The sequence below is a fragment of the Metasolibacillus meyeri genome (assembly GCF_003049505.1).
Lineage (GTDB): Bacteria > Bacillota > Bacilli > Bacillales_A > Planococcaceae > Metasolibacillus > Metasolibacillus meyeri.
The window spans coordinates 1-15159 of sequence record NZ_PYWN01000056.1 but is presented as its reverse complement, the minus strand read 5'-3'; the positions used below and the strand labels follow the sequence as shown (position 1 = coordinate 15159).

11 protein-coding genes are annotated in these 15159 nt (G+C 41.5%); 2 read left to right on the top strand and 9 right to left on the bottom strand.

The annotated features are described in order from the left end of the window. A complete protein-coding gene (locus C9J34_RS09140) occupies positions 1-474 on the bottom strand; it encodes a hypothetical protein (RefSeq protein ID WP_238600611.1) in 474 nt (157 codons plus the stop codon). An 11-nt stretch (positions 475-485) separates the two neighbouring features. Then, positions 486-2090 carry a Na/Pi cotransporter family protein gene (locus C9J34_RS09135; RefSeq protein ID WP_107839559.1) on the bottom strand — a complete coding sequence of 535 codons (1605 nt, stop codon included), beginning with the start codon at positions 2088-2090 and terminating at the stop codon, positions 486-488. 938 nt (positions 2091-3028) lie between these two features. On the opposite strand from C9J34_RS09135, the gene C9J34_RS09130 reads away from it, so the two are divergent. Next, positions 3029-3949, top strand: a complete 921-nt coding sequence (locus C9J34_RS09130; protein ID WP_107839558.1) for a C40 family peptidase — start codon at positions 3029-3031, stop codon at positions 3947-3949. 200 nt (positions 3950-4149) lie between these two features. Here C9J34_RS09130 and C9J34_RS09125 read toward each other — a convergent pair whose 3' ends face one another. Beyond that, on the bottom strand, positions 4150-5550 hold the full coding sequence (locus C9J34_RS09125) for a Mur ligase family protein (RefSeq protein ID WP_107839557.1): 1401 nt from the start codon (positions 5548-5550) through the stop codon (positions 4150-4152). Continuing rightward, the gene (locus tag C9J34_RS09120) at positions 5547-6932 is read right to left on the bottom strand and encodes a Mur ligase family protein (protein WP_107839556.1); all 1386 of its coding nucleotides are present in this window, start codon (positions 6930-6932) and stop codon (positions 5547-5549) included. Before C9J34_RS09120 ends, C9J34_RS09125 begins: the two co-directional genes overlap by 4 nt. 167 nt (positions 6933-7099) lie before the next feature. Here C9J34_RS09120 and C9J34_RS09115 point away from each other — a divergent pair, with 167 nt between their 5' ends. Continuing rightward, positions 7100-8308 (top strand): ATP-grasp domain-containing protein, encoded by a 1209-nt coding sequence (locus C9J34_RS09115; protein WP_107839555.1) that lies wholly within the window; start codon positions 7100-7102, stop codon positions 8306-8308. Positions 8309-9179: 871 nt separating this feature from the next. On the opposite strand, the gene C9J34_RS09110 is transcribed toward C9J34_RS09115, so the two are convergent. The 5 genes from C9J34_RS09110 to tyrS form a co-directional block, all read right to left on the bottom strand. Further along, complete coding sequence (locus C9J34_RS09110) at positions 9180-11399, bottom strand: YheC/YheD family protein (RefSeq protein ID WP_107839554.1); 2220 nt, start codon at positions 11397-11399, stop codon at positions 9180-9182. Positions 11400-11617: 218 nt separating this feature from the next. Continuing rightward, complete coding sequence (locus C9J34_RS09105) at positions 11618-12859, bottom strand: FtsW/RodA/SpoVE family cell cycle protein (RefSeq protein ID WP_107839553.1); 1242 nt, start codon at positions 12857-12859, stop codon at positions 11618-11620. Continuing rightward, positions 12849-13244, bottom strand: coding sequence for a helix-turn-helix domain-containing protein (locus C9J34_RS09100; protein WP_107839552.1), 396 nt, complete (start codon positions 13242-13244; stop codon positions 12849-12851). The genes C9J34_RS09105 and C9J34_RS09100 overlap by 11 nt, the downstream gene beginning before the upstream one ends. Next, positions 13244-13777 (bottom strand): sigma-70 family RNA polymerase sigma factor, encoded by a 534-nt coding sequence (locus tag C9J34_RS09095; RefSeq protein ID WP_107839551.1) that lies wholly within the window; start codon positions 13775-13777, stop codon positions 13244-13246. Before C9J34_RS09095 ends, C9J34_RS09100 begins: the two co-directional genes overlap by 1 nt. 78 nt (positions 13778-13855) lie before the next feature. Beyond that, positions 13856-15082, bottom strand: a complete 1227-nt coding sequence (tyrS, locus tag C9J34_RS09090) for a tyrosine--tRNA ligase (protein WP_107839550.1) — start codon at positions 15080-15082, stop codon at positions 13856-13858. Positions 15083-15159: the final 77 nt, after the last annotated feature.

Sequence of the window (15159 nt, the reverse complement as noted above, 5' to 3'; positions counted from 1 at the left end):
TTATTGAACTTCTACAACAAATGTATAAGAAATAGTGCCGTCCGCCCATTCTGCTACTACTTCATAAATATACTTCCCTTTATTTGAAGGAACGATGAGCTGATTTGCCTCTTGTTTGATTTCTTTTTCTACCCCGTTTTCGTTCCATAAATAAATTTTACAATCTGGGTTGTTTTCAATCTCAATTGCTATTTGTTGATTGGGCTTTGTACGAATTGCTTCCATCTGTTCTGCCATTTGGTTCGGCGCTGCATGGTCTGTTTGCACAACTTCCGTTTGTAGACCTTTTTTGCGCTGCCACTGATAATTGCCTTTTTTCATTTCATATTGCGCACCATTGACAATAACAACTCCTGTATACGATGGTGGAAATTCACTATTTGCGCTTCCTTTGCTCTCATTGTTTGAACAACCCGCCATCAAACAGAAGGTGACAACGATGACCATGCTCAAAAAAAACTTTATGTTCAACATAGACCCTCCTCTTACGCCGTTTTGTCCGACGATGATTTCAAACGCTTTTCCTCATCGATTTGCTGGAATTCTGCCATGCGAGCCGTTGAACGCCAGTAGTGATAAACAAGGCGGTCAATCCATAGTAATGCCCCTACCTTTGAAACCGCAACATCTAGCTCTGTTTCATTGGCGACAGAACGCTCGAAATATTCATTGCGTTTATTGCGACGTGCCTGTGCCATCATGCGTGAATGCCCTTCTAATATTTGTGCAATTTTGCTAATCGGCTCTTCACCGCTTAAATTTTGCTGTACATCCGCTAATATTTCCTGCCACTCTGTCATTAATTGCGGCTGTAGGACAAGCGCCTCTAGTTGCTGCTCTTCTCGTAGCACTTTCACTAGGCGAACTAAATGATCTTGTGTATGCAAAATGGCAATATGTTTATTACGTTCTCTTGTCGACGTCGATTGAATGGCATTCAAGAAATCATTTGTCATTTGAATCGCTTCTTCTACTTCATCCATTTTCCGCTCATACTCCGCCGTAATCTTTTTTGTTACCATTAAGTTGCTTTGTGCAGTTGTTAATACCGCCATAATATCGCGTATCGTTTTAAATGAAACATCCAGTGCAACGGAAGGCACTTCTAATAGCTTCGTATCTAAATCACGCGTTAATGCATTTTCACGTTCTGGTACAATTTTTATAAGTAACTTCGCAAATTGTTTAATAAATGGCATGAAAATAAGTGCACCTAGCACGCTAAATAGCGTATGGAAAATAGCGAGTGCCATCGTTTCATCAAAACGACCCACAATGGCTTCCGTTATCCATCTTACCAATTGCAAGAAATACGGGAATGTCGCTGTAACGATGATCGCTGTCACAACATTGAACAGCAAATGGGTCATCGCTGTACGCTTTGCTGATACAGATGCACCAATTGCAGCGAATAAAGCGGTCGCTGTTGTGCCGATATTCTGCCCAATGACTAAATAAGCAGCTTGCTCAAAATCAATCGCGCCTGTAAACAATGCAGCTAACGTTGCCGCCATTGCTGCGCTCGAAGCCTGCATAATAATCGTCATAATAACCCCAATGATAATAAGCAGAAAAACAGAGAAAAAAGAATTGGCTGGGATTTTATCGAAGGCAATAAAATTTTGTGCATCGCCCATCCCCTGTTGTAGCATGTCAATTCCTAAAAATAGTAAACCAAAGCCCGCCAAAACACCACCAAATTTTTTAATATCACGTGGTGCAACAAATGACATGAACACACCGATACCAATAATCGGCAATGCCATTGCTTGTAGGCTAATTTTAAAGCCAATTAATGAAATAATCCAACCCGTAGATGTACTACCGATGTTCGCACCGATAATGACACCGATGGATTGAATAAACGTCAGCAAGCCCGCACTAACAAAACCGATTGTTAGCAAAGTCGTTGCTGTAGAGGATTGCACTAAAATCGTCATAAAAATACCTGACAGCATGGAGCTAAATGTTCCTCTTGTGAACTTATTAAGCCAACGCTTTAATGCCTCTCCTGCGATTTCCTTTAGACCGTTCGTCAGCATCGACATGCCAAGCAAAAACAGCCCGATTCCCCCAAAAATCGTCAGCATACATTCACCACCAAATTAATAGTTATAATCAATTACGCCTCGGCGTAATTGCGTCCAGATTTTTTTCGAACCTGTTCGAAAAAACTCCTTTTCAAAATCTGTGACATCCGCCGGAGGCTTATCATGATTCAGCGGAAGTTTGGACACCCGCTGAAAAAACAAGATAAGCATTCATCTCGCCACCTATAGAGGTGGAGGTTTTCTATATCTGCGCTTCGCTTTCGATACAAATAGAATTTGTCGCTGACATTACACTTTCGCGACAGGAGAAGATTTGCTGAATCATGATAGATATTTATATTACCATTTCCCTACCGAAAAATTAACTGAAATTTCATAAATAATTTACAATATATTAATAATCACCCGAAACATGTCGAGAAACAGTGCAAAGTCTAGTTTCATACTAAGAGAATATAAGCCAACTACTATTTCTTTAAATGTTGCAATTCCTTCTAAATCAAACAAAGGATAAACTGTGTTACAGGCTTCAGAATTTGGATTATAGATGTCGGAGAAATGGTTGTATTTGATCTTATTAAACTAAAGGACACGATTGTTGAGCAACATCTATAGGAAATAATTAAACTTGTTTCTAAAAGAGTGAATCCATTGAAAATAGTAAGGGCGTGTTTGAATCAATCTTTTTCAAAACATGCCCTTTCTTTTTGTTCGTTTATCGAGGTGATTGCATAATTCTACAACAACAATTTCCTCGTTTCATCGTATCAATTCGTCTTGCGAACACCAAAATTGGCCCAACAATCAGCTAAACTTAGCTTCGTCATATTTGTTACACAACTGTAAATTACCTTAGTCCATACTTATATAGCAACGGTTTCAAATTGTTACATTTCCCGTTGGATAAACTTACCTAGAAAATACACAATTTATGCGTGCTACAATCATGGCGAGCTTGAAATCAAGGAGGGACCATGATGAAAAAAACAATATTCACAGCAGCTCTTGCCTTAACGGTAAGCTGTAGCTCAATTCCAGTATTGCCTGCTGCCTTACAAACACCAGAGGTAGCTGCGGCGGCTAGTCAACAAGCCGTAAATCAAAAGGCAGACCAAATTATCGCAACAGGGAAAAGCTTAATTGGCAAAGCAACATATAGCAATACACAATATAAGCCGACAGCTCCTTATAGATTCTCCTGTGCTACATTTTTAATGTATATTTTTGAACAAAATGGTGTTGATTTAGGAACGTATAATGAAGATTATATGCTAAAGCAAGGGAAAGCTGTAGCAAGAAATCAATTACAAAAAGGTGATTTAGTCTTTTTCAAAAGTAAAAAAACAGGGACAGACCCTGACCATGTAGGTATTTATATTGGCAACAATAAACTTTTACATATGGCAGATTCAAAGCAAAATATCGTTATTTCTGATATGAACAGCAAGCCATATTATAAAGATAATTATTTTGCTGCTCGTCGCGTTTTACCAGCATTAATGACATCAAATCCTGCGAACACAGGGGAAAAAATTGCGAATAACGCTTTTCTTCATAAAAATAGCGCACGCATCGGCACGGCGAACGTAGCCGCACAAAAACGCTTTACTGCTGGTGGCTATGTACAATATGTCTTAAGTCAAAGTGGCGTGAAAATCAATACAACGACTTTATCAGAGCAAATGAAGCTTGGGACAACCGTTGCCCGCAACAATTTACAACAAGGGGATATCGTCTTTTTCAGCAGTGCAAAAGGCTCTAAAAACCCTACATTAGTTGGTATTTATGCAGGCGAACACCGCATTGTTATACCGACAAAAGACGGTGTTATCACACGCGTTTTACTTGCAGACTACTATAAAGATCGCTATATTACAGCGAAGCGTATTATAAAATAAAGTGAGGTGGTCTGAAAATATTCCTTTTCAGACCGCCTTTTATTTTTAAGTTTGGTTGAGCGAATTTACTAATCTTACGGGCAAATTTCAGGGTTTTACGGGCGAAAATGAGCATCTTGCGGGCGAATCATTACTTTTGAACTACAAAATTTAAACACGCCCGCTTTTACAAAGCAAAGCGGTTACCCATGAAAATACTTTCAGACAGTTCCTTTCTTTTCCCCCTTCAGCTCACTGGCAAAGTCAATCATGGATCTGCTTGACATCGGTCCTTTAATTAAAATCATTGAATTTTTCGTAACGATTCGCTGAAGCAGTGCCATGATGCCTTTCACATCCGAAAAACTATGCACCTCAGCCGAAATCCCGTCCGCCTTTGCTTGTAGCGCAATGTCCTTTGCCCGATGACCAATTGTAATCAATGTATCAATGGATTGCTTGGCAATCAACGAGCCGATTTCACGATGATATTGGCGCTCATAGTTGCCGAGCCTTTTAATATCGCCTAAGATGACGATGCGCTTGTTATTTTTCCCTACTGCCGCTAACACTTTCAAGGCCGCTTCAATGGAGGTTGGGTTATTCGTCCACGTGTCGTCAATGATGGTACTGCCGGCAATACCTTTGGAAAACTGTAAATGGCGCTCCATATTTTTAAATGTGCGCAGCTTTGAAATCGCCTTGCGTAGTGGGAAGCCCATTGCCGTTGTTGCTGCAAGTGCCGCTAACGCATTATACACTTGATGCTCGCCGTAACCTGGCACGAAGCAATCATGGCGTTCCTTCCCTGTAATCAAAGTAAAACGCATGCCACCTGCTGCGTACTGAATATTGCTTGCCTTAAAGTTTGCATTTTGCTTCACACTAAATGTTACAATTTTCCCTTTAAAAGCAGTGAGCGAAATTTTTTTACTATTTACATCGTCTGCATTGAGTATTAACGTGCCATTTTTCGCAATTCCTTCTACAATTTCTGCCTTTGCCTGAATATAGCCCTCTAAGCTTTGACAGCCATCTAAATGATGGACACCGATATTTGTTATAATCCCGATGGTCGGCTTGTAAATTAAGCATTGATGTTTAATATTGCCTAAATTGCCTAAGCCTAATTCAAAAATCGCCGCCTTTGTTTCTTTGTCAACCGTCGTCAAATAATTGAGCGACTGTCTCGGCTCGTTAATGCTGCTCACCGTCGCCTGCACTTGCCAATCGCCGAGTAAAATATGGCGAAGCATTTCCTTCGTTGTCGTTTTCCCACATGTACCTGTTAACGCAACAACTGGTATTGTAAAGAGTGCCCGATAATAGTCAACAAATTGCCAAAACGCTCGATGCATATTTTTCACTTGTAAAATAGTGATGGAAGCGGGCGCCTTTCGCAGCTCTTCCTCCGCTTTATCTGACACAATAAGTATTGGCGCATGTTGTGCCAGCCTTTTCCAATCAACAGTCTCACTTTTACGAAGGAAGATAAGCGCATATCTTTTTATGCTATCTAGTTGTGTATAATGCAGCGCCTGCTTCACTGAAAAATTCGCCGCACCTTGCAAAATTTGACCGCCTAGTAATGCTTGGAGGTCTTTGACGGATAGTGCAATCAAGCTAGCTCCTCCCTTCTTCGGCGCAATTGCGCAGCTAATTCATGGATTGCGTCGCTATACATATCCCCTTTAATTAAAATCACCGTATTGTGATCGACAATTTTTTTCAAAAGTCTTCGTGCTAACATATTATTTTTAAAGCTGTAAATCTCTGCATCCAGCCCTAATTGCTGTGCCTTCGATGCCATAATGCTCGCATGCTCGCCAATTGTAATTAAGACATCCACACCATGCTTGTAAATAATTTCACCTGCTTGCTTATGAATGTTATAGCCCCATGCCCCTAAATCCGTAATTGTCCCAATGACCGCAATTTTCTTTTTGCCATGCCCTAGCTTATTTAACACGTGTAGCGCCGCATCAAGCGAGGTCGTTGTAATGCTCCACGTATCATCAATTAACATCGAGCCATTAATCCCTTTTAAAATTTGAAGCTGCTTATTTAATTTACGAAATGTCGCAAGCTGTGTGATCGCTCTTGCTAAAGGCATGCCAACTTCGTGTACAACTGCGAGTGCCGCGAGTGCGTTGTACACTTGATGCTCCCCGTGCCCTGGCATTTTCACAACGTATTGCTTTCCTTCATGATGCAAAATAAATCGCATCCCGCGCTCTGTATACGTAATGCTGCTTACTAAAAAATCTGCTTTATGTTTCCCAATGCGAATGACTTTTCCTTGAAACCCACGTAGATTTACTTTTTTTGTATTCGTATCATCTGCATTGATAATGAGCGTGCCTTTGCCTACAATTTGTAGCATTTCAGCCTTTGCCTCGATGTAACCTTCCTGCGTTTTACAATAATTTAAATGATGCGAGCCGATATTTGTGATAACACCAATGGATGGCTGAAAATAGCGCCCCGCACCGAGTACATCACCTGGTGCGCCAACCGCTGTTTCAAAAATCGCTGCTTGTGTCGTTTCACTAATACGCAATAAATTTTGTAGAAGCTCCGTTCGAGAATTGTTGCTTAAATGTGTTGCCACTACTTCATACTCACTTGACAATATATGCTTCACCATTTCCTTTGTTGTCGTTTTTCCAGCCGTTCCTGTAATGGCAACAATCGGAATTTTAAATTGACTACGATAATGTTCAACAAACTGCCAATAAGCATTTGTCATATCATCTACTTTCACAACCGTTACGCCATCAGGTATTTCCCTTAAACGATACGTCCATTCCGTCACAATAACGAGTGGGAAAAAAGCGGATAAACTTTGCCAATTCACAATTTTCGTATTGGTAAAAAACATCGTCCTTTTATGCTTGATTTGTTTCAAACGGTACGCTCCATATTCAATCAAAAGATCCGCTGACCCTTTGACCAACTCTCCACCGATAATTTCTACTACAGCACTAACAGGTATAGGCTTCATACACTCCCCCCTTCTGCTAGTAGCATATGCCAGCAAACAAATCACATTTGGATGAATGTTCTCTTATTTTTATCAGGCGCACGGGATAGTCAACTATATGAAGCCCTATTATGTTCATACATATAGAAAGATAGAATTCGTATATAGCTAAAACGAGGAGTGATGATGTGAAGACGATTGTTTTTATTGGAACAAATAAAAGTGGCTCGAGCCGTGAAGCAATTAAAGCTGCGGAAAGTCTCGGCTATTTTACCGTTCTTTTTACAAATAACGAAAAGCAGTTCCAGCAAAGAAGAGAATATGTGGATGTCCATAAAATGGTGTTTGTCGATATAACGAATATGGAAGCAATGCGCAAGGCGATTCACAGTTTAAAAAAAACACAGTTAATGATTACCAGCATCGTTAGCTTTACAGATCCCTACGTCCACACAGCCTCTCGATTATGCGATGAATTTTGCAAAAATTACGCACAGTCAGAAGCAATTGCCAGCATGGAGGACAAAGAAATAACAAGGCAGCACTTACAGCACTTCGAGTTCACACCAAAATTTACGCTATTGCAGGCAAACGATGTAAGCGAGCTTCCTAAAATGAGCTTCCCGCTCATCGTCAAATCTCCAAAATCAACTGGTTCAAAGGATGTCCTTCTTGCCCTCAACAAAAAACAGCTCAATCAGCATATTGCCTCATTGCAAGAAAAATATCCGAAAGATACGATTATGCTTGAAGAATACATCGATGGCCCACAATACTTAGTTGAAACGATTATTTATAACGGGCAGCCTCATGTGATTGCGGTCATTGAGCAAGATATTACACAAGGCAAACGCTTCATCATTACAGGCTATACGGTGCTCGCCCATATCCCTTCGAAAATGCAGGAAACTTTGCAAAACATCGTTGAAACGATCACAAAGGCGTTCCATGTGCAAAATGGTGCTATGCATTTAGAGCTACGCCTGACGAAAAACGGCTGGAAGCTCATTGAAATTAACCCGCGTATTTCAGGCGGAGCCATGAATCACATGCTACAGGCGGCTTTTGGCTTTAATTTAGTAAAGGAGACATTAAAGCTGTTAACAGGGGAACAGCCAAATATCGAGCCGCTTCACCATCATTTCGTGTACACCAAATACTTAGTCGTCGAGCGAAAAGGCATTCTCGAAAGGGTAACTGGCAGAAATCAAGCCAAAAACAGCCGCGGTGTTGTCGACGTCTACATCAAGCCGAGAAAAGGAACGCTCCTCATTCCCCCACTCTCGATGGGCCACCGCTATGCTTACGTCATTGCCACAGGTCACTCGAAACATGAAGCCAAAAGAAATGCTTACAGCGCCGCCAAAAAAATTCGTTTTCATTTGAAGGTTATGTAATGATGACTCACACCTCAGCACAACTGACTTACTTCATGTAGACTATCTGAGGGGCTTTACCCCAACACAGTTGTTGGGCGCTAAGTCGTTTCGTGGTTACAGAAGCGTGTACTATCGATACAAAGAAAAAATCAGCATCCTTCTAATGAAAGTGGGATGCTGATTTGCTATTTATGAGGGGCTTTCAGATTATATCGATACCTTGTAGTTATTTATCTGCGGCTTCTTATGATTTATTTGCGACTTTCTTGATTTATTTGCGAGTTCTCGATTTTATTTGCGACTTCTTGATTTTTATTTGCGGCTTCCCCGATATATTTGCGACTTCTTGATTTTATCTGCGGGTTTCTCGATATATTTGCGACTTCTTGATTTTTATTTGCGGGTTTCCCAAGATATCTGCGCTTTCTCTTGATTTATCTGCGGGTTTCCCCGGGATAGCTGCGCTTTCTCTTGGTTTATCTGCGGTTTTCCTAAAATATCTGCGCTTTCTCTTGATTTATTTGCGGGTTTCTCAAGATATCTGCGCTTTCTCTTGATTTATCTGCGATTCCCCGAGATATCTGCGCTTTCTCTTGGTTTATCTGCGGTTTTCCCAAGATATCTGCGCTTTCTCTTGATTTATCTGCGGGTTTCCTAAAATATCTGCGGGTTTCTCAAGATATCTGTGCTTTCTCTCAATTTATTTGCGGTTTTCCCAAGATATCTGCGCTTTCTCTTGGTTTATCTGCGGGTTTCCCAAGATATCTGCGCTTTCTCTCAATTTATCTGCGGTTTTCTCAAGATATCTGCGCTTTCCCACGGTTTATCTGCGGTTTTCTCACGACTTATCCGCATTTCCCAAACATCTACTCTCTCTCAAGGCCTCAGGCTATTTCCCTTCATACAAGTCCGCCAAAAACTTCACGGTTTCAAACATATTTGTTTTGCTCGCACCTTTGATGAGAATGGTGTCGCCTTGCTTAATGATTTTCTCCAGCAACTCATGGAGCTTCTCTTTGTTCGTAAAGTGATACATGTTTTTTGAGTTAAAGCCCGCTGCTTGTGCGGCTGCATTCATTTCTTCTGTGCGGAAACCGTACGTAATAAAAATATCAATGTCCTGCTCCTTAATATATTCGCCGACTTTTTTATATTCTGCCTCTCGCAAATCGCCAAGCTCCCGCATTTGTCCGATAATTGCGACTTTACGCCGCTTGGCAATGGATGACAATACATCAATCGCTGCTTTCACCCCTTGTGGATGTGAGTGCACCGTATCGTCAATCAAGGTAATTCCCCGTTTACAACGATACAGCGTCAAGCGGCGAGGTGGTTTTTTAAAGAGCAAGCCTTGTTTAATTTCCTGTGGGGTAAATTCTAAATAATCGGCAATTGCAATGGCATTTAAGGCATTGTACACATGATGCTCCCCTAAAATCGGAATAAAGAGCGAAATTTCTTTGCCCCGTAGCTTAATTTGGAATGTCATGCCGTCCTCTTTATAGCGTACATTATATGCCTTATAATCCGCATCCGTATGCACACCGACCGTTAAAATTTTCCCCTTAAACTGCTTCAGTGTTAAATAATTGGAGTTGGTATCATCTTTATTAATGACTAAAACGCCTCGCTGGTCCATTCCCTGAATCAGCTCTGATTTCGCTAAGGCGACTTGCCGCACATCGCCATCGAAGTTACCAACATGCGCTAGCCCAACATTCGTTACAATGCTCATCGTTGGTTGGATGATGCGGCAATGCTCTGTAATTACACCTTTATAGGCCATGCCATACTCCAACACCGCTGCCTCATAGCCATTCGCCAACTCGATGGCATGCTTTTTCGTATGCTCCGTCGTGTTCCAATAATCCTTTGCTTCAAAGGTCGACCATTTCGTGCGTAAAATCGATGATAAAAAGGCCTTTGTCGTTGTTTTCCCCGCACTTCCTGTAATCCCAATAATCGGCATATCTTGTCGGCGCTGTTTAGGTATTTTCGTTACGGGCTGCTCTTCCTGTGGCTTTTCTTGCTGCGCTTTATGCACACGCTTCGTCTGTCTTGCCTTCGCTAACACTTGCCTGTTTTCCGCTAAATATTTCGCATAGCGAATCGTATTTTGAACAACGTCTAGCTCTAAGTAAAATGTCGGGGGACAGCCTGGGCGCCAATTCACCTCATAAATCCATAGCTTCATATGTTGATCTAGGCCAACATCCACGCCAATTTCATCAATCATTTCGCCAAATTCCTGCATTTGAATCTGCTCCAAATGCTTCGCGAGCGATAATGAAAAATGCTCCAATGTACGCTTTAAATCAAATGCCTGCTCCGCGAACTCCTGCTGTAAAAATGGCTCTAAATAATTTGTATAGCCACCGTTATTAATGTTCGGCACTAAGCTGCCCGCTGGTGCTACGCGCGGATATACCGTCGTAACGACCCATTCGCCCTCCCCATTCTTTTGCACATGCAAGCGGAAATCAAATACTAAGCCCGATTTCGTGACAGAGCGAATATAGGGCTGAACAATAAATGTACCTGCCGCTAATTGCTCTGTTAATAAAGCATCGAGCTGCGACTTGGTATATTTCGTCGTTTCGCTATTATGCTTGACGGAATAGCTCGTGCCTTCCTTCGAAATAAAATAAATGCCTTTTCCTTTGCGCCCATCAATCGGCTTAAAGGCAACTGTTTGATATTTTACTAAATATTGATGCACCGTATCCATTTTTTGAATAATTTCTGTTGGAATAATGTATTTTGCAAAATCCTTATAGGCAAGTAAACGCTTTGCGACATTCCATTTATTTCCGATAGAATTTGTCGTAAATGGAATTTCCTTGCGTAGCTTCCCGATAATATCCTTGGATACCGCAAGCTTTTCAGGGCTTCCAGCATTATAAATGACATCCGGAAAAGGGCACTCCCTCTCCTGCCATGCCCCGTTTTCATAGACTTGCGCCAGTATGGTTTTCTTCGTAAAATTAACACTTTTCGGTGTGAAATAAAAAAAGTCAATTCCCTCCGCCTTCGCCACCGCTGCAAAGGCATACGATTTCAAAACGGTCGTCGGATCTTTGCGATGGTGCAGCATACCAATCGTCGTCAAACGTATCCCTCCTTCTACTATCTCTACTTATTAGATTCAAAGAATGGGAAAACGATTAGGACAGAAGCTGAAAAAGAAAGGATTGTTTGAAAAGATCACACCTTTTCAAACAATCCCAGTAAACAGAAAGCTTTCATCACGACGTTTTACTTTCATAAGGCTTCACTTTCGCAATAGTAAGCAATACAGCAGCACATTCCTCTAATGCTTGCCCGTCCTTAATTGCTAAAAATATATGATTTTCTCCGATACACGCTAAGCACGAGCCCGATCAGGCAAGCATTCATGACTGTCGGGGTTAAGCCATAGGTTATAAAGGGTAGTGGAACGCCGATAATTGGCGTAAGCCCAACACCCATTGCCAACGCATAAAGCGCCTGTGTCGCAAATAACGTACTTGCGCCAACAATAAGTAGCTTCGCAAAGGATGCCGGTTGGTGCATACTATGTTTACACATGCGAACAATCAGCCCGAGTAATAGAATTGCAACAGCTATCCCGACAAAGTAGCCATAATATTTAATCAATTGCAGAAAAACAAAATCAGTAGAATGTTCGATAAAAAAATCCGTTTCAATTGCGCCAAACCATTTAGCATTTTCCACAACTTCATTAATGCGTAAATAAACATACCCTGAGCCATCAGCATGTTCCACAGGATGAAAAAAGCCCTGTAGTCGATCCAGTTGATAAGGCTGGAATACATGATTCGACATAATCGCTAGGATCGAAATAGTGATAAGAGCAATCGCCCCGATAATTATGCCCATCTTCTGCTTTCTCTCAAAATGCCCTTTCAACAGCATCACAAACGACATCATAGAAAACACCAAAAGCGTTACCATACTTCCAGTAACAGCGATGGCAAGAGAACCAATGCCAACGAAGAAAAGCGCCCGCCACAGCTTAATGGCACGATTTGAAAATAAAACGGCCCATGCAATACAAAATAGCGGTAGCGTATGCCATACTGTTACCCTCAGTGAGCCAATGAAAAATATGCGCTCCCCATTGACCGTATGTGTTGAATAAAATAGCAATGCGAATAGGGCGAGAATGGCATAAAAAATAAAGCGCGTTTTCAGAAATCTTTGCACATCCAACAGAATGAAACAAACAATGATAATGATGGCTATGCCAATATGTAGCACGTGCCGCCAAAGCATCGAATCACTTCCTACCAATGGTAAAAAGCTACAAGCGACAAGCAATGCGACAAGCACAATAATTACCCAGTCCATTTTCGGCTTATGCACTTTGCCAAGCTCCTTCCCAAGCGTCATCGGGCTTCCCATATGCTGAACCGCTAACGCTTCTGCCTCCACCTCCTGATAGCCCTTATCCACCCATGCTTTTTTCGCATGATGGATATGCTGGTTAAGCTCCTTCTCCACATACTGCTGTGCAGGCTTTGAGCGAATAAATGATGTCACTTGTTGCAAAAATTGCTTACGATTCATTTGGCTTCACCTCATGTAGTAGCCTTTTAAATGACCATTTCGGCTGCACATCCTCTGCATATTTATGCAATCCCTGTTTCGTTAAACGATACGACTTTGTGCCTTGTTTATCCCAAAGCCCTTCCACATCGCCTGCTGCCTCTGCTTGATGTAGCTTAATAAAAACGAGCCCTTCATTTTGCCAAATGCTTTTCACACCTTTTACATGCAAGAGCTGAATAAGCTCTGTAGCCGTTCTATGCTCCGTTAATAGGGTAAAAAGCTCCCGCTCGATATCGGGCTGCATTTGATCACGAACTTTCATGCGTTGCTCCTCTGTAAAATGGACATCTGCAAATGTATTTTTTTTCATCGCCCGCTTTAAGTTTTTCAATCGCTCATCCATTACAATGCCTCCAATCGTGTTCTTAACAATGCTTTGCCTTTGCGCAGCCTTGTTTTCACTGTATTTTCATTCACTTGTAGGAGCGCTGCTATTTGTTTCATCGTATATTCTTCAAAGTAAAATAAGTAAATGACTTCACGGTAGATAACGGGCAACTGCATAACCGCATCTGCGAGTGCTGCATCCTCATCCTGCTGAATAATTTGCTGTTCGATTTCCTCATTACTATGAACATTATGTAAAACCGTATCGTCTGCTGTATAGATGTTTTGATTATGCCAGCTTTTCAAATAATCCTTCGCATGATTAATCGCAATGCGCCAAAGCCATGTTTTGAGCGAAGATTTTGCTTTATAGGTTGGTAACGCCTTATAGCATTTCAAAAAAATCTCCTGTGTTAAATCCTCCGCCACAGCTTCGTTATGAACATAGGCATAAACGAGCTGCAAAATGCTCTGTCCATACATATGCATAAGTGCCTCCACAACGTCCTCAGCCGTTTGCTCATCCTGCAATGTCACTACATCCTCCATCGTCTCCCCTCCATTTCACCCATTAGACGATTCCCACATTGAAAATGTTTGCAGGAAAATGAATTTCGCTTTGGCCATCTATCTGCTATGTCCAAAGCGAAATTTTAAAAAGCGTTTCTTGCCAATTTGCAAGACATCTCCCTCTTGTAATATTGTTGCCATTTCCTCTAAAGAAAGCTTATTTTCATTCAAAGCAATACCATTTTGCTTAATTAATCGTTGAAACTCACTTTTACTTTGCACAAGACCCCTTTCAACTAGCGCTGGCATCACATCATTCAAAGTCATCTGCTCGTTTTCTAGCAGCAATGTGGCAATATTGTCTGGAATTTTTCTTTTTTGAAAGGCTGTTGCAAAATATGCTTTCGCAGCTAGCATCGCTTCTTGCCCATGGTATAAAGCGGTAATAATTTCCGCTAATTCGATTTTAATATCTCTCGGATTTTCTCCGTCAGCCAAGCGCTGTTCAATTTGCTGAATCGTTGTTGGATGTTCATCTGTTGCTAGCTCAAAGTATTTGATAATAAGTTGATCTGGCACTTCCATTAATTTTTTAAACATCACTTCAGGCGCTTCATTGATGCCGATATAATTATTTAAGCTTTTGCTCATTTTTTCATTGCCATCAAGCCCCTCCAATAATGGCATAAAGATGGCGATTTGCTTCTCCATCCCTACATGCTTTTGCAGTGTGCGCCCCATTAAGATGTTAAAGGTTTGGTCCGTGCCGCCTAGCTCAATATCTGCTTGCAATTCAACTGAATCCTGTGCCTGCATCAGCGGGTAGAAAAATTCATGAATGCCGATGGGTACTTGCGCTTTATAGCGCTTTTGGAAATCATCACGCTCTAAAATGCGTGCAACCGATGTCGTAGCAGCTAATTTAATGACCTCCTCAAACGTCAAATTGGCTAACCATTCACTATTAAAGCGCACCATCGTTTTGGTTGTATCCAACACTTTAAATATTTGCTCACAGTACGTCTTCGCATTTGCCTTTACTACTTCATCGCTTAATGCCACACGCCCCTTGGATTTTCCTGTTGGATCACCAATGCGTCCTGTAAAGTCTCCAATGACAATGACCGCGTGATGCCCTAAGTCTTGCAGTTGCTTTATTTTACGTAAAACAACCGCATGACCTAAGTGAATATCAGGTGCAGATGGGTCTAAGCCTAGTTTAACAATCAATGGCTGTTGTCTTTCATAGGAGCGCTGCAACTTCTCCTGCAATTCCGCTACATCGACAATGCGATCCGCCCCCTTCTGAATCATCGCTAGCTGCGCTAATGGCTGTAAAAACATATGAATCTCTCCTTTTTTATTCAAAAATAAAAACCACCAGTAGAACTGGTGGTTTTCTCTGCGCGTGAAACGCTGGG

What these genes read in the sequence shown, in the direction of transcription:
- C9J34_RS09105 (WP_107839553.1), bottom strand. Translation starts at nt 12,859, where the DNA reads ATGAATCGTAAGCAATTTTTGCAACAAGTGACATCATTTATTCGCTCA.
- C9J34_RS09135 (WP_107839559.1), bottom strand. Translation starts at nt 2,090, where the DNA reads ATGCTGACGATTTTTGGGGGAATCGGGCTGTTTTTGCTTGGCATGTCG.
- C9J34_RS09120 (WP_107839556.1), bottom strand. Translation starts at nt 6,932, where the DNA reads ATGAAGCCTATACCTGTTAGTGCTGTAGTAGAAATTATCGGTGGAGAG.
- tyrS (WP_107839550.1), bottom strand. Translation starts at nt 15,082, where the DNA reads ATGTTTTTACAGCCATTAGCGCAGCTAGCGATGATTCAGAAGGGGGCG.
- C9J34_RS09140 (WP_238600611.1), bottom strand. Translation starts at nt 474, where the DNA reads ATGTTGAACATAAAGTTTTTTTTGAGCATGGTCATCGTTGTCACCTTC.
- C9J34_RS09095 (WP_107839551.1), bottom strand. Translation starts at nt 13,777, where the DNA reads ATGGAGGATGTAGTGACATTGCAGGATGAGCAAACGGCTGAGGACGTT.
- C9J34_RS09130 (WP_107839558.1), top strand. Translation starts at nt 3,029, where the DNA reads ATGAAAAAAACAATATTCACAGCAGCTCTTGCCTTAACGGTAAGCTGT.
- C9J34_RS09100 (WP_107839552.1), bottom strand. Translation starts at nt 13,244, where the DNA reads ATGGATGAGCGATTGAAAAACTTAAAGCGGGCGATGAAAAAAAATACA.